This window comes from Pseudomonas sp. NPDC088368, from assembly GCF_044753445.1.
Taxonomy (GTDB): domain Bacteria; phylum Pseudomonadota; class Gammaproteobacteria; order Pseudomonadales; family Pseudomonadaceae; genus Aquipseudomonas; species Aquipseudomonas bambusae.
In genome coordinates this window covers 17,121-36,325 of sequence record NZ_JBIVNG010000004.1, presented here as the reverse complement: position 1 = coordinate 36,325, position 19,205 = coordinate 17,121, and the positions used below count along the sequence as shown (strand labels likewise).

Annotated in this window: 21 protein-coding genes; 3 read left to right on the top strand and 18 right to left on the bottom strand. The window is 55.0% G+C overall.

Annotation, left to right across the window (positions count from 1 at the left end):
* Positions 1–13: 13 nt before the first annotated feature.
* Positions 14–967, bottom strand: coding sequence for an alcohol dehydrogenase catalytic domain-containing protein (locus tag ACIQAL_RS09155; protein WP_401144622.1), 954 nt, complete (start codon positions 965–967; stop codon positions 14–16).
* A gap of 346 nt (positions 968–1,313) precedes the next feature.
* Here ACIQAL_RS09155 and ACIQAL_RS09150 point away from each other — a divergent pair, with 346 nt between their 5' ends.
* The gene (locus tag ACIQAL_RS09150; RefSeq protein WP_401144621.1) at positions 1,314–1,907 is read left to right on the top strand and encodes a hypothetical protein; all 594 of its coding nucleotides are present in this window, start codon (positions 1,314–1,316) and stop codon (positions 1,905–1,907) included.
* Positions 1,908–1,978: 71 nt separating this feature from the next.
* On the opposite strand, the gene ACIQAL_RS09145 is transcribed toward ACIQAL_RS09150, so the two are convergent.
* The 10 genes from ACIQAL_RS09145 to ACIQAL_RS09100 all read right to left on the bottom strand — a co-directional run bounded on the left by ACIQAL_RS09145 (position 1,979) and on the right by ACIQAL_RS09100 (position 10,682).
* Complete coding sequence (locus ACIQAL_RS09145) at positions 1,979–2,533, bottom strand: hypothetical protein (RefSeq protein ID WP_401144619.1); 555 nt, start codon at positions 2,531–2,533, stop codon at positions 1,979–1,981.
* Between the two features lie 228 nt (positions 2,534–2,761).
* Positions 2,762–3,511, bottom strand: coding sequence for an SDR family oxidoreductase (locus ACIQAL_RS09140; RefSeq protein ID WP_401144617.1), 750 nt, complete (start codon positions 3,509–3,511; stop codon positions 2,762–2,764).
* 148 nt (positions 3,512–3,659) lie between these two features.
* Entirely contained in the window at positions 3,660–4,274 is a 615-nt protein-coding gene (locus tag ACIQAL_RS09135; protein WP_401144615.1) for an isochorismatase family cysteine hydrolase, read from the bottom strand.
* A gap of 168 nt (positions 4,275–4,442) precedes the next feature.
* Complete coding sequence (locus ACIQAL_RS09130; protein WP_401144613.1) at positions 4,443–4,880, bottom strand: MarR family winged helix-turn-helix transcriptional regulator; 438 nt, start codon at positions 4,878–4,880, stop codon at positions 4,443–4,445.
* A 207-nt stretch (positions 4,881–5,087) separates the two neighbouring features.
* Positions 5,088–5,471, bottom strand: coding sequence for a MarR family winged helix-turn-helix transcriptional regulator (locus ACIQAL_RS09125; protein ID WP_401144611.1), 384 nt, complete (start codon positions 5,469–5,471; stop codon positions 5,088–5,090).
* A 142-nt stretch (positions 5,472–5,613) separates the two neighbouring features.
* Positions 5,614–7,164 (bottom strand): MFS transporter, encoded by a 1,551-nt coding sequence (locus ACIQAL_RS09120; RefSeq protein ID WP_401144609.1) that lies wholly within the window; start codon positions 7,162–7,164, stop codon positions 5,614–5,616.
* A gap of 298 nt (positions 7,165–7,462) precedes the next feature.
* The gene (locus ACIQAL_RS09115) at positions 7,463–8,257 is read right to left on the bottom strand and encodes an alpha/beta fold hydrolase (protein WP_401144607.1); all 795 of its coding nucleotides are present in this window, start codon (positions 8,255–8,257) and stop codon (positions 7,463–7,465) included.
* A gap of 158 nt (positions 8,258–8,415) precedes the next feature.
* Complete coding sequence (locus ACIQAL_RS09110; RefSeq protein ID WP_401144605.1) at positions 8,416–8,952, bottom strand: carbonic anhydrase; 537 nt, start codon at positions 8,950–8,952, stop codon at positions 8,416–8,418.
* A gap of 30 nt (positions 8,953–8,982) precedes the next feature.
* Positions 8,983–9,726, bottom strand: a complete 744-nt coding sequence (locus ACIQAL_RS09105) for an SDR family NAD(P)-dependent oxidoreductase (protein ID WP_401144603.1) — start codon at positions 9,724–9,726, stop codon at positions 8,983–8,985.
* 77 nt (positions 9,727–9,803) lie between these two features.
* Entirely contained in the window at positions 9,804–10,682 is an 879-nt protein-coding gene (locus ACIQAL_RS09100) for an NmrA family NAD(P)-binding protein (RefSeq protein WP_401144601.1), read from the bottom strand.
* Between the two features lie 298 nt (positions 10,683–10,980).
* Here ACIQAL_RS09100 and ACIQAL_RS09095 point away from each other — a divergent pair, with 298 nt between their 5' ends.
* On the top strand, positions 10,981–11,874 hold the full coding sequence (locus tag ACIQAL_RS09095) for a LysR family transcriptional regulator (RefSeq protein WP_401144599.1): 894 nt from the start codon (positions 10,981–10,983) through the stop codon (positions 11,872–11,874).
* Positions 11,875–11,923: 49 nt separating this feature from the next.
* Here ACIQAL_RS09095 and ACIQAL_RS09090 read toward each other — a convergent pair whose 3' ends face one another.
* The 5 genes from ACIQAL_RS09090 to ACIQAL_RS09070 form a co-directional block, all read right to left on the bottom strand.
* Positions 11,924–12,646 carry a substrate-binding periplasmic protein gene (locus tag ACIQAL_RS09090; protein ID WP_401144597.1) on the bottom strand — a complete coding sequence of 241 codons (723 nt, stop codon included), beginning with the start codon at positions 12,644–12,646 and terminating at the stop codon, positions 11,924–11,926.
* Between the two features lie 15 nt (positions 12,647–12,661).
* The gene (locus ACIQAL_RS09085) at positions 12,662–13,840 is read right to left on the bottom strand and encodes a GGDEF domain-containing protein (protein ID WP_401145295.1); all 1,179 of its coding nucleotides are present in this window, start codon (positions 13,838–13,840) and stop codon (positions 12,662–12,664) included.
* 385 nt (positions 13,841–14,225) lie between these two features.
* Entirely contained in the window at positions 14,226–14,744 is a 519-nt protein-coding gene (locus tag ACIQAL_RS09080) for an alcohol dehydrogenase catalytic domain-containing protein (RefSeq protein WP_401145293.1), read from the bottom strand.
* A gap of 299 nt (positions 14,745–15,043) precedes the next feature.
* Positions 15,044–15,745, bottom strand: a complete 702-nt coding sequence (locus tag ACIQAL_RS09075; protein ID WP_401144596.1) for an SDR family oxidoreductase — start codon at positions 15,743–15,745, stop codon at positions 15,044–15,046.
* A 333-nt stretch (positions 15,746–16,078) separates the two neighbouring features.
* Positions 16,079–16,618: an RBBP9/YdeN family alpha/beta hydrolase gene (locus ACIQAL_RS09070; RefSeq protein WP_401144594.1), complete on the bottom strand. Its 540-nt coding sequence runs from the start codon at positions 16,616–16,618 to the stop codon at positions 16,079–16,081.
* 254 nt (positions 16,619–16,872) lie between these two features.
* On the opposite strand from ACIQAL_RS09070, the gene ACIQAL_RS09065 reads away from it, so the two are divergent.
* Complete coding sequence (locus ACIQAL_RS09065; protein WP_401144593.1) at positions 16,873–17,427, top strand: TetR/AcrR family transcriptional regulator; 555 nt, start codon at positions 16,873–16,875, stop codon at positions 17,425–17,427.
* Between the two features lie 113 nt (positions 17,428–17,540).
* Here ACIQAL_RS09065 and ACIQAL_RS09060 read toward each other — a convergent pair whose 3' ends face one another.
* Positions 17,541–18,092 (bottom strand): TetR/AcrR family transcriptional regulator, encoded by a 552-nt coding sequence (locus ACIQAL_RS09060; protein WP_401144591.1) that lies wholly within the window; start codon positions 18,090–18,092, stop codon positions 17,541–17,543.
* Positions 18,093–18,341: 249 nt separating this feature from the next.
* Positions 18,342–19,181 (bottom strand): class I SAM-dependent methyltransferase, encoded by an 840-nt coding sequence (locus tag ACIQAL_RS09055; RefSeq protein WP_401144589.1) that lies wholly within the window; start codon positions 19,179–19,181, stop codon positions 18,342–18,344.
* Between the last annotated feature and the right edge of the window lie 24 nt (positions 19,182–19,205).

The window sequence follows — 19,205 nt, the reverse complement described above, 5'->3', positions numbered from 1 at the left end:
ACTGAGCTTTCCATCAACAGATCATCGCTTGAGGAGGAAAAGAAACCGATTCCGCGGGTGCGGTCGACCGGACAATTGATCTTTCAGGAAAAACGCCGTCTTTTACACCAGCGAGTCGCTCAGCGAGCAGTTCAAATGGCACCTCCCGCACCACTTCTTTCTTCCACTCACGCCTGCCGAGGCTGTCAAGAAGACTCTCCCCAGCGGATACCAATCTTCGCCAACTGTCGCGATCAGAGGCCGGTATGTCAGGCCAGTCGTCTATACGGATGACTTCACGGTCGATCGAGGTCCGCGACTCAAGCCCCACGGAGCGAGCATCTCCACCTATAACCATCACTGTGTCAAAGACTTGGGGATTTTCCTCCAGGTCATCACGCATCCCTGCACAAGCGACTTCGGCATCGAGCTTGGCGGATGATTCTGCATCGACTGCGTGTCTGATTACGGTGGTCAAGATTCTTCTTTTCTCTGCTAGCTGGACGAGATGGTGCGCCACTGCCCCCTCGATGTCGCACACCACTAGACGCTTGCAGGCGAGAGGCAATTGGATGAATCCCAGCCAGGCACTGAGTGCAGCGCACGGCAAGCTCGCCGCATCTGACCAACTCACTGTTGGAGGAACTCGCATGAGGACGTGCGCGGGGACCGCCGTATACTCGGCGAAAGCACCCGCTCTTTTAGGGTTCTGGTGGTAGGAAACACGCCTCCCCAACCATTTCTGGGATACGCCCTCACCAACAGCCACAACCACGCCAGCACCGTCGACACCAGGTACCTGCCCTAAACGCCACTCGGCACCAGCGCCCTCCAACGATCTCCAATCGAGAGCGTTCAGGCCAATCGTCACGTTGCGTACGAGCACATCTCCGGGCTCCATGGCAGGGAGTGGCAGCTCGATCAAAAACAGATCATCTGGATCGGCGCTGCCTTCCCAAACCCAAGCGCGGTGTGTCATTGGCACCATAGCTCACCTGGTCAAAAAATCGATCACGACATTAGGTCTCCGCCCTCTCCCACATGAGTTATTAGCGCCCCACAGTGACTAAGCGGATGGACTGATGCTCAGAGCCTTGAATACAGATTAAGCATTACAAGCATCATGCATGATTCACTAAACCGCGTACAATAATTCGAACCCATTCTGCGACTCGGGACACTGGCAACACATTTCCCCCGAGCGGCAAATCATTGCCTACTAGGCAGGGGGTCTAGGGTGAAAAACCATGCGCTGACCGGGATCTGTTGAGAAATTAAACTGGCCCATGATTTGCTTTATATGCCATTCAACATACTATCCCTGGAGGTCAGAAATGAATGGAATCACCGGAACCAGCAGCGTCCATCATGTAGTTCGCCACAAGGTGGAAAAAACTGAGCCTAAAACGGATGCCGATGCATTTGCAGCCGCAGCAGCTAAAGGCGCTGGAGCGATTGAACGGAATCAGGTGAACAACTCGGCAAGCGCTGAAAGCGACGAGCGAGTCCACGAAGCGTTCGCCAAGATGAAAGTCGCTATGCAGAACACGCCACCGACCACTCAAGACATAACCGACGTGACGGAAGCTGCTGGCCAAGGCAAGAAGTCGGCATCTCAACAGTTCATGGATTTCATGCACCTTACCCCGCGCGAAAAAATCAGGGCTGGCATGCTCGCAGAACTGGGAATCACCCAGGAAGAATACAACGCCATGTCTCCCGACGATAAAGCCAGGATCGACAAGAAAATTGAGGAGATGGAGAAGAAAGAGGCGCAACAAAAAATTGTCGAGGCATCAACCTCTGAACCTACGTCCCATACGTCGAATTCGTCATTGAGCAGCACTGGTAGCGGGCAGTCAGCGTCGAACAGCGGCCAGGACCAACAAGGCAAAGACAAGAGCCTTGCGGACCTTCTCGCGTCGTGAACACTTAGCTAAAGGACAGGCCGGCGTTGCAGCGTCACTGCATGCCGGCGATGTCTTGTCTCCCGCTCTGATCAGGAACGCTGCTGAAGCTCGGGATGCTCAGCCCAATACTGCCTGGCAACTGTGGCGCCCTGAGCAATAAACGAGTCAAAAGCCTCGGGGCTGTATTCTCCGCTTTCATCTGACGTATAGAGTGAATACAGGTCCTGGAAAACACTGTCACCTTTCGCATTGGTGGCAACGACACCTTTCACAAATTCATCGATAGAAAGGCCCGAATTCTTCGAGGTGTTGATCTCGTCGAAGAGCTTGGCGGCAGCATCCGACGATACGCCTACCCGCTTGAGTTGCTCGGAAAACTCTTTAAGGCTGAGGGCATTGTCGTGATCCGCGTCTCCTTGAACGAAGATCTCTGGAGCAGTTGCCACACTCATCGGCATGCTGCTCAGCTTTACGGAATAAGTGGACACCTCTGAAACTGAGCCATCACTTAACCTAACGACGGTGGAAGGCTGAGGGTCAGAAGGTGCGCTTTTGGCCGGTGTCGACGCAGCTTGCTCGTCCGCTTTGGCAGCCGCATTGGCCGTGTACGAGGATGTGGATGAGTTGATCCCTGAAATCGTCATATTCGAACTCCCTGAGATTAAATTGCAGTCATCAGGTAATCGTCAGAGTGGTGGAAATCTTGAGATAAAAATCGCCTGCGGATTGATCACTGTACGCCACAACCGATGAGGTTTCTCATACTACATTAGTGATGCGTTCACCACCTCTTCAGGTATTTACGCAAAGAGGTGGTGTGCGTCCACCTTTGCCACAGCGCCGGGGCAAAGTTGAGAGGAGCGCTGAGGTGATCAGAACTCTTGCGCAGTGGGGCGCAGCACGATTTCGTTGATGTCAACTTCAGCCGGCTGCTCAATGGCGTAGGCAATCGCACGAGCAACAGATTCCGCCGGAATTTCAAAGTTTTTCCAGAACTCCTGCACGCTCGCGGCCGTTTCTGGGTCGGTGCTGTTGTGCTTGAGTTCCGAACGGGTAGTGCCCGGCAGAATGACGGTGGTACGAATGTTTGGACCCACCTCGGCGCGCAGGCCTTCCGAGATCGCGCTGACTGCAAATTTGGTCGCGCTATACACCGTACCGATAGGTGCAAAGACTTTGCGGGCAGCGACAGAAGAGATGTTGATGAAATGGCCCGAATCACGCTTCTGGAAATGCGGAAGTGCAGCAGCAATGCCGTAAAGGACGCCTTTGATATTGACGTCGATCATCTGGTCCCACTCGTCAACCAGCAGCTTGCTCATAGGTGACAAGGGCATGATGCCGGCGTTGTTAACCCAGACATCAATGTGCCCGAACTGGGTGATCGCCTTTTCAGCCAGAAGGTCGAGATCATCGCGATGGGTGACGTCGGTGGCTACGGCGATTGCCTGGATATTCTGGGTTTTCAGATCCGCAATGATCGCCTCTAGTTTGTCGATACGACGTGCAGCCAAAACGAGTTTGGCGCCCATGCTGCCAAGGTGGCGAGCTGTAGCCTCGCCAAGTCCGCTGCTTGCGCCGGTGATGACTACGACTTTGTCTTTGATGCCGATATTGGACATGGAAAATTCTCACTAAGAAAGATCGGGTGTACGACAAGCCTGATGCGAGTTGGCGAAGACGGCCGGAGACCAAAAGTCGAGCCAGAAAAAAGGCGCCCGCTGCAACGGGCGCCCTCTTCTTTCAGTACCGTCCCACAGCAGGCGCGGCTTACAGCTTGGCCAGGAACTGGTCGACGGTCAGATCAGCGTGACCGATCAGCGGGAACGAGTAGGTCAGAGCAGCGGCGTGCTCGCCGCGATTGAACTCGGCGGTTGCATCATTGATAAACGTGACGTGGTAGCCCTCTTCGAATGCATGACGGCCAGTACTCTCAACGCATTTGTGCGAAGTCAGACCGCACAGTGCGATTTTCTGAATGCCACGGGCTTGCAGTTTTTCTTGCATGTCAGTGCCACGGAACGAATTCCACAGGCGGTGTTGGCTGATAACGATGTCGCCTTCTTGAGGACGCAGTGGCTCGTAGAACTCCGCACCCCAAGTGCCTTTCCAGAAGTACTGCTGATCACGGGTGTTTTTGTGCAGGTACGAGTGCAGGAAAGGGACGTCGTCGAAGCTGTGCTCATCCACACCATGCGGTGCATAAATGATTTGCAGGCCAGCCTTACGCGCACCTTCAACTAGACGCATCAGGTTAGGAAGGAAGCTCACGCGCTCCATTTCGTCCTTGATGCCGTCGTGGAGCTTGCCGCCTGGCGAGAGGAAATCGTTCAGGGGGTCAATGATAACCAGGGCAGAAATGTCGCGTGGATATTCAGTACTCATCTCAATTCACCTTTTGCATTAAGAGCATCATTTAATGAGCCGACATAGGCTCGGTTTTCCGGAGACATCGACGCTCCGGAACAGTCGCTTATGCTGCATATACAACATATAAAGCGTAAAAAAGGCCGCACGGAGTGCTGCATATACAACTAAACAAGCAAAAAAAGGTTACTGCCCGTAGAACATTTCGTTGCCGACATTCATGACAGCTGCGGCACCGCCCTCGCCCAACAAAGTTCGAGCCTGTTCCTGCGCAGCTTGCCAGGCGGGATAAACATCGTGCAGCAGCTTCGTCCCCACCTTCGTCAGCACCACCGGCCGGCGGCGCCCGCCTTCATCACTGGCCGATTCCTCGATCCAGCCACCGTCGAGCAGCAGCTTGATATTGCGCGTGAGCGTCGAGCGATCCTGATGGGTGAAGCGCCCGATTTCCGCTCGGCTGGCCGACTTCAGGTTGAAGATCGCGACCAGCAGGGCGAACTGTGCAGAGCCAATATCGTAGGGGCGGAGCACGTCGTCATAGACGCTGGACAGCACCCTGGCGATCAGTCGCGTTCGCGAGATCATGCAGTCATTGACCATCTCATTGAGAACTGTGTCTGACATCACGAACACCTGGGCAAATACGCCGACGACAACCTATGGACTGAAATGCTGGTCCTTTCAGTTTCAGAACCGAGCTGATAACCTATAGTTGCATATGCAACACATATCGTCAAAAGGTTTTTCATGCGGCCCTCTCCTTCCATCCAACAACGTCGCCGGCGCTAGTCGATTACGACGCACAGACAGTTCGTCAACAAGGCTGGAGGGCTATCGGTCAAGCGCGTCACGGACGGCAGAAGATGTGGTTAGTAGCTTTGAGGAAAGCTTGGTCCCCAGCTTTTCTTGGACCTCAACCTGTGCTTGGGCCCAACCGTCGTATGCTGTTCTGTATTTGAGTGCACCTGTTGGTGTCAGCTGGAGCCCGAATGAACGCTTGTCGATAACGACTCCTTCCGGCATGTCCACCGTTTCTACGAAACCTGCCGAGATCAGGGGTTTCAGGCCACGACTCAATGTGCTCCTGTCCATACCCATCAAGTCCGCAAATTCGAGATTCGCAATAGGCCCCACATGGTGCAGACGCTGAAGAAATGAAAACTGCGGTGCGGTGACGCCATATGGGGACAGATGAGCCTCGTAGATAGCAGTCATCTGACGGGCAAGCTGCCTCACATTCGAACAAAGACACACACTGTTAATTGATTGGCTGCTCATCGTCCTCAACTACTCGAATCTGGTGGGCGCATCTTGTTGTTGAGAGGCGCCAAGGTCAACGCTTGCAATCGGCATCCGCTCACTCACCCGCAACAAAGGCAGACTCTGCTGAAGTCTTCAATCGAGTTTCGATCATCAGCCAACGGGTGAGAACAAGTGCTGCGATTGCAACTGCCGATGCCACCCATGCCGCTGCTCCGAAGCCAGACTGGAAGGCGGTTCTCAACGCCGCTAAAACAGATTCTCCAGAAGCCACGGGCAGTGTGGCAAGCAACGCCGTCGTGTCCCCTGCGGAGAAACGTTTAGCGATCAATGCGGCGCTTGCTGATGACATTCCAAAACTCTCAGCCATCGGAAGAAATCTGATCAGCATGAACGAAACCAATACCGCTCCCAGCGCAGCGACCGAAAACAGCAGAGACGTGAAGCGAACCGTGGAAGCAATTCCCGACCCTACCCCGGACTGATTAGGAGGAACAGCGCCCTGCACAGCCTTGGCGGTCTCACCATTCAGGATTCCAGCACCTGTACCCGCGGTGATCATGGCCAACGCAAAAGCGTAGTAAGGAGCTTCCGTGTCCGCGAGTAGCGCCATGGCGATATTTCCCATGGCAGTGATGCAAAGCCCCGCTGAAAGGATAGCCCGCGGCGTCACGGCCAGCTTCGCACCTAGCCGTGGAACCAAGAACATCGGTAGAGCGAATGGCAGCATTGAAACTCCAGCGATCACGGGAGCAAAGCTGAAGGCGTTTTGCAGGTAAAGCGGCAGGTAGAAGATCATTACCTGAGCGCCCGCGGCATAACCGACCATTGCAAAAGCTGCGCCGGCAAAATTGGGAGCGCGGACGATATCGAAGTTGACCATCGGGTTGGACTGCTGCTTCTCAACGATTCCGAACACCAGCAGAAGCACCAAGCCTGCAAACACCCTCCAGAGGATTTCCAGAGTGAACCACCCGACCGTATTTCCATCGATGACGGCCCAGATGAGTAAAAACAGCGCTGAACTCAATGTGAGGATCCCTAAGTAGTCCAGCCTCTTGGCATCGGGGTCCCGCGACTCAGGAATGATTTTCAGCGTTGCAACGACAAGGACGGTGCAGATGGGGACATTGATCAAGAACGCCCAGATCCAGCCAAAGGCGCTGGATATCACACCTCCCACGATTGGACCGCAGGTAATAGCCGCTCCCATGCAAGCGCCCCAAAACGCATAAGCCTTGGCACGCTCCGTTCCCTGGAAGGTGTGATTGATGATAGCCATTGATGCCGTTAACAAGAGGCTGGCACCCACACCCTGGACCGCTCGCGAGAGATTCAACATCAACGGCGATACAGCTAAGCCACATGACAGCGACGCCAATCCAAAAATGATCATGCCGATCACAGCCGATAGACGACGGCCGACTTTGTCGCTGAACGAACCAGCAGCGATTAGCAGCGCGGCGAAAGGCAATACATAACCCGTAATGACCCACTGAAGATCAGAGAAGTCGGCGTTCAGTGAGGCCGCTATCGTCGGCAGAGCCACCGCCACCACGTTGTTATCGAGCATTACCAGGCAGGAAACCATGGCGATGACGATCAGGATCATTCGGCGATTGGGTAGGTCGGAGACGGTGCTGCTCACGGTTGATTCCTTTGGGCAAATACGTTGTTAGCGGGTCAACCTGCTCGCCCTGAGGAGAACGATACGGCGTCGAAAATGGTGCTAGACGGCCGGTGAAAGCAGGCAAAGATCCAGGCGAGGAAAACCACAACAGAAAAGTAGTTGCATATACATCGATGCATATGCACTTATATTGCCCTTTCTAAGAGTTGTCCAGCCTCACGCTCATCAATCAGATTGCGAATTCCGGAAAGGGGCAGATGTTCAAACTCTGTGTGACCAGCTGTGCGGCGGGGCTCAGCCCGCCGCACGTAACTTGTCATCGCGTGTTCGCGGCTTGCTCAATGGCATGCACTACACCGCTCACGTCAGTGAGGAATGGAGTGTGCCCCGTGTCGAGGGTGATTTCTTTTTTGACAGGTGTTGAGGCGACCATACCGGCTTGGAGCCATGGGCTGACGACTTGGTCCTTGGAGGTATGGACGTAGAATTTTGGAACCGCACCGTACGCGTCTGAGGTCAATCTCACAGGCGTGGCCAATGGCCCCAGAGGCTCATCCAAGATCAGACCGGGGATGGCCTGACGCAGCTGCTCACTGCCATCGTTAGCGAACAGATCAGCGCGAGCGCCTTGCGCGACGGAAGCGATCCCGTGTTCCTTATCGATGTTGAGCTGAGGTCCGATTTTAGCATCCTTGTCCCCCGTTGCCAGAGACAGCAGCGAATCACCGTCCTTGGGCAGATAGGCAGCCAGGTAAACCAGAGATTGGATCTTCTTGGGCTTGGCCTCGGCAACGTCAGAGATGACGATTCCGCCGAAACTGTGGCCAACCAGGACAACCGGTGTCTTGGCGCTGCTTATGGATTTCAGGACGGTGTCGCGGTACAGATCAAGACTTACCTTGTCCGGACCGGCGGGGTTCCCGGCACGCCCAGGAAGCGTTGGTACGATGACTTGATAGCCGTCGGCTTTGAGGCCGGCCTCGACGCCTTGCCAGATGCCTGCGTTTTCAAAAGCGCCGTGCACCAGTGCAATCGTGGGCTTGGTGTCGGCATGAGCAGTGCCGAGTGTGGCAAGGCTGCTCAGTGCCAGGAGTGCTGCAAATTTCTTCATAAGGACCTCAGTATAATTGCCCGCCCTTGGCCGACAGCCACTCGTCCGGCGCGAGAGGCGAAGGATTGAGGTGTCTGGGAAAGGGAAAACGAGTAAGACAAGGCCTTCATCTGCGAGTGAAGATGAAGGCCGTTTGTGCCCTGGCTCGGGCGATCGCGTTAACCTCTCAAACGCGCGGTAGGCACAGTGATTTCAACCTTGCCGGTCGTCACGTCGTAGACCAGCCCCGTGACCGTCGCGTCGCCGGGCATATTCGGATTGGCTTTGAGTGCCGCCACGTCGATCTCTACCGATTTGTAGGGATCATCGATTGCCAGGGCATCCAGCTTGTCCTCTTCCACGCCCATGTACTGCGCAAGCAGGTGGGGCGCATGGCGGAAGCAACCCGTAATACCGCACTGGGTATGGTGCAGTACAACCAGATTCCAGCCTTCTCCAATGGCATTGCCGCCGACTTTCGAGACGGTGCCGAGAATCCCCATGGTCTGAAACAGCTCGGGAGTCACACGCCCGCCCACGTTGCGGATGATGGCGGCTTCGCCCGCTTCGAGCTTGAAGATGTCCATCGGATCTACGCGAGGATCCACGCAGCCAATGATCATCGTCTTCTGCGAAGGGATGATTTTGAGATCTGCGGAAAAGCCACTTTCCACATATTCAGCATTTCGTTCGGTCAGGGCCTTGATGAAGTCCATGATTGCCTCCGTCGTTCGAGTGGTGATGGATTAGCGCGGCTGAGGCAGCTTGGTCAGCATCATCGCTTGGACCTGCTGCGGGTTCGCAGTGAATTTCTCGTGAATACCGCGCGATTGGGCGCCCGCAACGATTTCATCGTTGGTACCCGCTTCGATGGCATTCAGGGCGTCGGTGACAACTTCAAGCGGGCTCAAACGAGGCTCGGGCATCTTGGCCCCCATCTCTGTTTCTGCCTGCACGGCTAAAACACCCACCACTTGAGTACCCTGGCCGCCCAGCTCGGCGCGGATGCTACGGGTCACCGACAGACCCGCGGCCTTGGATGCCGAGTAGGTCGCTGCCATCGGCAGGCTGATCAGCGAGAGCATCGACAGCATGTTCAGAACGGCGCCCCCAGACTTTGCCAATACCGGAGTGAAGGCTCGGGTCATGGCCAGCGGGCCGAAGTAGTTCACTTCCATCTCCAGACGAGCGTCATCAATGCTGGATGCCGAAATTGCGCCGTCGAACGCGGCGTAGCCGGCGTTGTTGATTAGCAGCGTGACATCGTTTGCCACGCTGGCAGCGGCGGCCACCTGGTCAGCATCGGTCACGTCTAATGGCAGCGGGACTAGGCGGCTGTCGCCAACCTTCAGAAGCTCACCCAAAGAGGCAGTTTCACGTGCGGCGACGTAGATTTTGGCGACGCCGCGCTTGAGCAGTTCTTCGACAAATGTGCGACCAATACCACGGTTGGCACCAGTGACCAGAGCAACAGAGTTTTCGATTTTCATGATGGTTTCCAAATATGCGATGAGTATTAATCAGTCAGGGAAACCGGCTCGTCCTATACGATCCGGTCAATTCAATTTCACTTGCCGTTGAGCTTGTCGGCGTGCAGGCGGGCGAATTCGCCAACGGTCATCGAACGACGCCCAGTGATTTTTTCGATGTTGTTGTCAGCGCCAGCCATACGGCCGTTGTGGTAGTCGCGCATCGCGCCGTCCAAGTGCTGAACGATGTATGGCGGCACGCCCATTTGGGCGATGGACTCGACATATTCCTCGACCGGCAGATCCTGGAAGACGATCTTGCGGCCGAGCGCTTCGGACAACTCAGCAGCCATCTGCTCGTGGTCCATTTCGACCGGACCGGACAGGTTGATGGTGGTGCCGATGTGGCCTTCAGGGTTCTTCAGCAGCGCTGCGATTGCACGGCCCTGGTCGTCTGCGGCTATTGGCGAGTGACGACCCTTGCCCACCGGCATGCGCAGCACGCCTTGTTGCAGGAACGGCAGCTGCCATGGGTACAGCAGCCACTCCAGGAAGTAGGTTGGACGCAGGTGAATGACTGGAACACCGGACCAATTCAGGATCTCTTCGGCGATGTAGGTGTCACGGCAGGAGTTACTGGTGGACTCGCGGTTGGCCGAGCGTTGAGACAGGTTGAGCACCGTTTGGACACCGGTCTCCCGCGCCGCCTGAGCGAAGTTTACCGTGGCGTTGATCAGGCCCGGTTGTACTGGCCACACAAGGTAGGCGGCGTCCACACCTTGCATCGCATCACGAACGGTGTTGATTTCGAGCAGGTCTCCGACGACCACTTCAGCACCTAATGCTTTCAGCGCATCAGAGCGCTCATCAAGCTTGTGCACCATGGCTCGGACATCGAGGCCCAGAGCGATGGATTCACGAACGGCGGCACGACCTGTGTCGCCAGTAGCACCTGTGATCAGAACTTTCTTGGACATGAGATTTAGATCCTAAAAATAAGGGTTTGGCCGTATTGGGGTCACGTGTCAGTTCGGGTTAAGTGCCGTAGCGCCTCGTCTCCGATGGAGCAAATATCGTCGTTTAGCGAGGCGGCCGGTAGCCGTCGGTTTGGTCTAACATCTATCTCAAATCAGCATTAATTAACCTCCTTTCATGGCATGATTCAAAACTGGAGGGTGCACATCCCCCGTAATCCGAAATCGCCTCATGGATAACCGGATGTACGCGAATGCACTCACCAAAGGGGTCTAATGAAATGGCTGGAGCATTGCGAAAATGGCGCTGAAAGACATCGTTGCGTTGCGCATGTACACACGAGTGGCTCGGCTGGGCAGCTTTTCGGCGGCTGCTCGCGAAAGCGGGCTTGCGCAATCTCAGGTCTCGCGAATGATTGCCGAACTGGAAGCCAATCTCGGCGCGCGCCTGCTGTCCCGAACCACGCGCGCGGTGGCACCTACAGAGGCAGGCCTGGAATTTCTCATGCGCATCGAGCCCATACTGGCGGCGGTCGACGATGCCGAGAACAGCGTTCGGGAAACTGGAGAGCTTCGTGGATTACTCCGGATCGGGATGCCGGCCACAATGGGTATGCGTGTCGTTATTCCCAGACTTTCGACGTTCACTGAACGACACCCATCTCTGCATCTGGAACTACTGCTTGAAGACCAGTGGCAAGACATGGTGAAGGACGCCGTCGACGTAGGCATCCGGGTTGGCCAATTGCCGGATCTCTCAGGGACTGCGAAACAGATTGGCTTGATGCGACGGGCTTTGGTGGCGTCACCAAGCTACCTTGAGCGACACGGCTACCCTCAATGTCCAGATGACATCGAGAATCATCGAATCGTGGGCGGGCCAGCAGGCTCCCAGGTCACTTCCTGGCATCTGGAGCGCGACGGCGTAAAGTCCTCTGTGCACCCCAATGCCCAGATTTCGATCAATAACACGGCAGGAGCACTGACTGCCGCCGTAGGTGGTCTGGGGATTGTTTCCACCACATCCTGGGCGTGCGCCGCGGAGTTGAAAAGCGGAACGTTGGTGCAGGTGCTTCCTGAATGGAAAATGGCAGAACTGCCGGTTCATGCCTATTTTCCGATGGGAAGAACAACCCGCATGTCTGCCCGCGTGTTCGTCGAGTTCCTCGCAGCGGTGCTCGCGGAAGATCTGTAAGGTCTAGAGGAGCCGCCGCTTCACCGATCACGCGCTGATGATTTCAAACTCACTGCGCGTCCATTTTCTGAAGTCCTCCGGCAGCTTCGATGGCGTTGAAAGCATGCACCGTTTGAAGAACTGTCTCGTCAGGGGTAGCGAGGCTGTACGCCATATAAACGCCGATTTCTAGGTCGTTTAGTGGGATAACAGCTTCGAGGTCAGTAAAGGGGATGTCCGCTTTTTTGCAGAACCCGATCGCCTCAGACTCTGGCAATGCGATCATCTGAACTTCCCTCAGTTGGAAGAGATGGAAGTTCTGATCGTTCGTCGCGGATAGGACCAACTTAGAAAAACCATGCTTGGCAAGATAATCCGATCGCGCATCGCCTCTGACAGCGCCAACGACGTACTGCCTTGCCTGCTCGATATCGGAGGCCCGAATCTCATGTCCAGAGCGGAACTTGTAAAGGTGAATAGTGACCCGCTTCAGACGCCCGACCCACTTGAACAGTTCTTCCCTTTCAGGGGTTCGCGCGATCGGATAAATCAAAACGTTGGGCTCCGCCAAGGCAAGACTGTAAGCACGTGCCCAAGGATAAAGGCTGAATTGCACATCCAGAAGGCCCGCCTTATCCAGAGTGTCACGCACAATATCACTCGCCGGCCCCGACACTCGGCCATGATTGACGAAGGTATACGCTGAGTCTTCAGTAACAGCTTCGATTGTGGTGGCGAAAGCGTGATGCGCGAGACTTAAACTGAACGCCAAAACGAACAGTCGAACCAGCATTTTCATTGACTCCGTTCAAACGCTTACCCGATCCCGACCTTGGCCTTTAGCGCGGTACAACGCGTCATCAGCTTGTTTCAGGAGTTGGTCGAAGTGCTGCATCCCCCCATGATCGAACACGGCGACACCAATGCTTAGCGTTACGTACTGGGAAACGCTTGAGCTTCGGTGAGGTAGCTTTCGCTCTGCCAACACCTCTCGCATCTTGTCAGCGGTCATGAGCGCTTCGTCAAGTTCTACGCCAGGCAGCAACACGGCAAATTCCTCGCCACCATATCGCGCTGCAAGATCACCTTTCCGGCGAAAAATCGTTTTGAGGACATCTGAAACAAGCCTCAGACATTCATCCCCTTTTGCATGCCCATATGTATCGTTATAGAGCTTGAAAAAATCTACGTCACACATCAAAACAGACAGCGGCGTTCCATTGATCTTCGCCAACTCGAACTCGTGCATCTTCATTTCTTCGAACTGTCGTCTGTTTGCCAGCCCCGTCAACGCGTCACGCCTGGAGAGGTCCTCCAAACGGCGGTTCACCGCTTCCAGCTCCTGGGTACGTTCATGAACGAGGCTAGCCAGCCTCTCACGGCTCTGCTGCATCGCTTGCTCGTCGGCACGTTGACGGACCAGGTGCGCCTTCAGCTTGTCCTGAAGCCGATTCACCCCCTCCTTCAAAAGGCTTAGTTCATCTTCAAGCGTTGGCGGTCGATCCAGTACCAGCTCCTTACCCAACGTATCCGTTGAAAGCTGGCCAAGGTGCAGTGCAATACGCCGCACATGCTGTGTCACAGACCGGTTGAACATCGTCATGATCAAGCCGGCCAAGGCTAGGGACTGAATTAGCTGGGTCGCTACGATACTGAGTACCTCTTTCCAAAGGCGGTGCCACAAAAGCGCCTCATTACCTTCGATGATCAAATCGCCGACCACTTCCGATGCACCCTCATAGGGGTGAACCACCAAGTCACGTTGGAGCGAAGGTACCAATGACGAGTCGACAAACTCGGACTTGCGCTTTTCCAAGATCTCTACGGCCTTTCCTGGCCGGACGATCCTCAGTTGTACCCTACCGAGTGGAGAAGCCTGCCCTACGCTCATGAGTTGTGAGGCGATGGCATCCCGATCCATTTCCCAGACCGCTTTTGAAAGCGTTCCTTCAAATACCTCGTCGATCAGCTCAAGCTCGGCGCGCATGCTGCTCAAATTCGAATTCCACGCGAACCAAGTGCGCACGCATACAGCCGCAACGGTGAAGAATGCGCAGAATATAAGCGTCGCTAAAACGAGCCGAAGGCTAAGAGAATGCCTCACAGCCGCCGTTGATGAGGTGCCATTGAACCCCTCATCTGGATTAGCGAGCATTGCCAGCGACCTCATCTGGACCGCCTTGCACTCCACACCATCGCAGAAAAGTGAATCCTGTCATTATCGAAATCCCTCTCACTGGAACTACAGGTCGGCACCTGAAAATGCTCAAGCGCCGGTCTCTCTCAGCACTACATTCACGCGACCTGCGAAACTCACACGTGCAAAGGCTCAACGGGACGGTCCCTCCCGTTGGTTTCAAAGCCTGGTAATATCAACTCCTCACAGCCGAAGGCTTGCTAATGCAGAGAAACACGTGAAAACCGTCGAGCGCACACGCGATGGCCTCGTTGATCTCCCATAAGGGGAATACTGTTGCTAGCTGACTTTTGGTTTGGGCATCGGCTTGAGACGCAGATAAATGCTTCACCAATTCGCCACAAGGGCCGAGCCGATCTGCGCCTTCACCCCAGCACCCTGAATATTTAGCTGCTTGAGTGACCTGGTTCAGCAGGTCCAGAAAATCGCGCCCACTCCCAAGTGCAACCACCTCATCGGAGGAGACGACAAGCCGTTCCGCCCATGTAAGGCGATGGCGGGGAAGCAACACCCGGTCCCCGATTTTAAAGTGACCAGCAGCACATCCCACAGACTGTACCGTGCCTACCCCCCAGCAACCCGGGACACAGGGAAGTGCTGGAAGTGAAGACCGCCGTCCGCTTAAGAATTGCAAGTCATCTTGACTAATGTGCGAGAAGTCCATGCGGACCAATAACTCAGAACCCCAAGGCATCGAAGGCTCTTGGATTTCGACTAGAGCGATAGCGCCTGCGGGCGCTACGTAGGCGTAGTTGAGAACGGCGAGCATTGGAGGTGCTCCTAGCGCGCCTTCAACAGATAAGAAGTCTCAGTTGAACTTGGACGCGATGAGTCGCTTGACGACCTGGCTATCGAGGAGCGACGAATTGAAAATGCCAAGGGCTTAAAAAGCACCCATCGGAGAAAACCAACCGACCTTTCCTTGATCATGATTACTTCCTCGGCATTAGCATTTGGGCAGACGGACGATCAATCTGTCCTGGAACTCGTGACCTACGCCGGCGATAGATATCCGGCATTTGCCTCCGACAAAGTCGATTTCACCCAGCGGCCAGCATCATCAATGATGACTTCCTCACGGTTCTCGCGCAGCGCTTTGAGGGTAAGTTCTACAACCGTGTCTGGACTCGTCTTGGGCGCCTGAACACCGGCCGCCATATCGGTATCGATATAGCCAGGGTGCACGCCCATGACGAAGGTTTTCTGGGCGCGAAGCTCGTTGCGCAGACCATTAGTAAGGGACCATTGACCCGCCTTCGAGCTGCTGTACGGGCCAGATTCCTCGATATTCAACCAGCTCAGGACGGAGAGGATGTTGATCATCGCGCCCCCTCCTCGTTTGGCCAGCACCGGTGCGAACGCTCGCGCCATACGTAGCGTGCCAATGGTGTTGATTTCGAAATGCTGCCGGAGGCTGCTGATGCTGTCGTCTGCGAGCAATGCGCCGTATTTAAGGTAGCCTGCATTGTTGATGAGCAGGTCAATATCGGGACATTGGATGGCAGCACGAGAGACACTTACTGGGTCGGTGATATCCAACTCCACAGGCACCGCTCTCGTAATATCCAAAGCCCTCACGTCTCGTGCGCCGGCGTAGACTTTCGCGGCACCACCTTCAAGAAGAGCATTCACGAAGGCCCTTCCTAGGCCCCTGTTTGCGCCCGTCACCAGTACCGTTTTCCCCCAAAGATCCATGGTGTTTCTGCCTTATTATCCTGATTCGACCGGAGTGAGTGGATCGTGAAGAGCAAAGCGTCTAGCTGCGTCGGCTACGTTAAGCTGTCTAAAGCACAAAGAGCTTCCAGCTGCCGACCCATCTCGAATTGCCCTCAACGCGTCAGAGGTAAATCAACAAAATCCATGACGCTTATCATGCTTAAACGATTATTCGAGCATGATGGCCATACTGCTATTCGTCAACTATTTTCCCTGCTTTTTTGACAGGCCGATGATGGGCCTCCTTCTGCAAAAGCTTTATACGCGATCGCAATTGATCTCATCGATTCATCCAGCTTCACCGCGGACGCATCACCCTTTGAGCTTTTCGATAAACGCTCGAAGCAGGTGCTGGCCAAACTGCCATTCGCCCAATCCACTCTGGCCGTTTATATGTCCTTGATTTCCGACTGAACAAAGGTCGCTCCTCCACTGCTCAGCTTTGGTGATGGCATAGCCATTTGTGTCGTAAGGGTCATCGGTGCTGCACACGATGAGGGATGGAAACCGTAAAGGGGTGACCGGGACCTTCGTGAAGCTCGGCGTAGAATCGACAAACCCCTCTGTTGCAGGGTCAGGCACTGCAACTAAAAACGCTCCTGCTGCGGCCAGCGACGATTTCTGCTGCCAAAATGCAACCAGCAGACACCCCAGACTGTGGGCCACCAGAACGGGTGGACAGTCACAGGCACCTACTGCCAATTCCAAGGCTGCGATCCAGTCGTCCAGATCTGGAGCATCCCAGCTTCCGGGTTGCAGCCGCCTAGTGGACGGATACGTCTCCTGCCATCTCGACTGCCAGTGAGTCGAGCCGGAGTCGCCAAATCCAGGGACGATGATGAGATCTACCATGCTGTGCTGCCTATTCCGTAGTGAGTTCGTCGCGATTTATGAGCGGCGGCTGAACAGCGATGAGGTTCAACAACGCTCGGCCTGAGATCTCTCCTAAAACGCTTGCGATAAATCGATCCGGCATCATCCCCAAGCCCTACCCTTTGTGTAATACCTATCAGACCAAGCAGTTCGATCGTCATACTTTCGCAGCGATTGCATGATGGGTATACTGTTTAAATCAACGACTTTATTTGCGAGCTTTGGAGGGGTGTATGCGATATCCGGCTGAGGAAACCGCAGAAAAGCATCAACGAATTCTTGAGCAGGCATCTGTCCTGTTCCGTGAGCGGGGTTTCTACGGCGTCAGCGTCAGTGAGGTCATGAAGGCGACCGGGCTCACGCACGGCGCTTTCTATAATCATTTCGAATCCAAAGATGATTTGATCGCCAAAACGATTGGTGACGCATCCTCTAAAGCATTGGCCTCGATGAAGGAAGCAGAACACACCCCGGAAGCGATGCAGGAGTACGTTCAGAACTACCTGACCGAATGGCATCGGGACGACCCGGGTATGGGCTGCTTGATGACCGCCCTCGCGTCTGAAGTTGCCAGAGAGCCTTCTGTCCAACCAGCGTTTACCCGGCACCTCAAGGGTGTGCTTGCCAGTCTCATGGCGCCTTTTGCGAAATCAAAAAAACGCAACGTTCGACGCGACGCGATCCATAAAATTTCCACGATGGTAGGAGCGATCGTTCTCGCACGCGCGGTTGACGACCCGGTATTGTCGGAGGAGATCCTACGAGAAGTGCGCAACTCGCTGGATTAATGAATCCCGAGGTCAGACAGGGATGTCACACTCCACCAACCGGTCACGGACGGCATGGATCCCTGCATAGCTGGTTGTGAGACGCGGAGTAGCACCCGCTTGAAATCCGGGGGTTAGTGAGCGTCACGCGCCTCTCGCAAAATTTCATCCGAGAGCCTTTCGTTGTTCACCGCCCGGGCCAACGTCAACGCCCCCACCATGTTCACGACCATCCGAATTGACTCTGCTCTAGGCTCCGGCGAATCCAGCTCTGCGTACAGTGGCGCCAGATGATCCAAGACAGCCTCCAGATGTTCTGTGAACGCAGCCTTTCCTACCGGCTGGCGCCCGATCTCCGATCCCAGGGCAGCCATGAAACAGCCCGCACCAACATCATCCCGATGCTCTTCGCTCAGGTAGCTTTGCAGGTAAGACACCAGTGCTTTTTCTGGCTGGTCGCCGGCTTCGAGTTGCTCCTTGTTACACTCCGACACGTACGCAAGGCAGCTCTCGATCAAATCATCCTTGGATCTGAAGTAGTTGTAGAAACCTCCGTGGGTCAACCCGGTAGCCTTCATAACGTCGCTTACGCTCACGCTCACGAAGCCATGGCGTCTAAACAAGATGGAAGCCTGGTGGAGTATCTGCTGACGCCTTTCGGCGATTTGCTCTGCTGAGTAACGCATTCATTTCTCGGTAAATAACAGTCATCAAACCTTATACATATCATGCTTGATGACTCATTGCACGGCGACTCTACGAGCGGTGACAGCGGCATCTTGAAGCCTCTCACCATGTCAGAAAATTACGGCAAACCTCGCACGTTGACCCGGCTACGCCCAACGAATTGTTTAATGATGGAGCTTCAGAAGCGCTCGCTCGCGCAAGCGAATGTGCCCAGCAGCAGTCAGGCGGATGCTTCTGCTCACTTCCGATTAGTCATGAACACTCACAGCCATGACCAAGCGGAGCTTGTTCTCCCGCAGGTTGCGCGCAAAATTCTCCGCCATTTTTCCGAAGCGATCGCCCATTACCAGTTTTAACGTGGGCCCTTGATTCGCAGCTTGCATCGCAGGCAACTGGAACCGATCAAACCATTGGATGAGTTCCTGTGTAACGTCTCGCCAGATCTTGATCTCAAAGCCTGCATCGTGAAGTACAGAACGCGTCTGTTCCTCAGTCAGCAGGACACTGTCCTCGGCCTTCTCGGCCCAAGGAACCGGATATGTCGGAGCCTGGCCTTCATCACCGGCAAGCACGTCGAAGAAGCCGAACTCGCCTCCTGGTTTCAGTACCCGCCTGATTTCTTCATATACCCGCCCCCTGTCCGCAATGTTCATCACCACATGCTGGGTGTAGACGACATCGAAGCTCTGACCCTCAAGGTCCAGGTTCAACAGGTTGCCAACTCGATATTCCAGACGCTCATTCATCCCGCTTCGGTCCGCGAGAAGGTTTGCCACGGTGACGAATGACTCGGTCAGGTCTACACCTGTCACGTGGCAGCGGTACTTTTCGGCAGCGTATCGCGACGGGCCGCCCAGACCAGAACCGGCGTCCAGTACGCGCGAATCCGCAGTCAAGGTAAGCAGTTCAAAGAAGTCGGCCGTGGTCTTGAGACCTCCGCTATGAAACTGATCGATCCCGGCGAGTTGATCGCTCGTGATTGGACCATCGCCCAACTCCTCAAGGAGCTTCTCCACCCTTGCAACCAAATCCAGAGACTCGGTGCGGCCTTCGTAATGGTTACGAGCCGCTTCAGTCTTGTCTCTCACACCCAGTACTCCTATTCGTAGAAA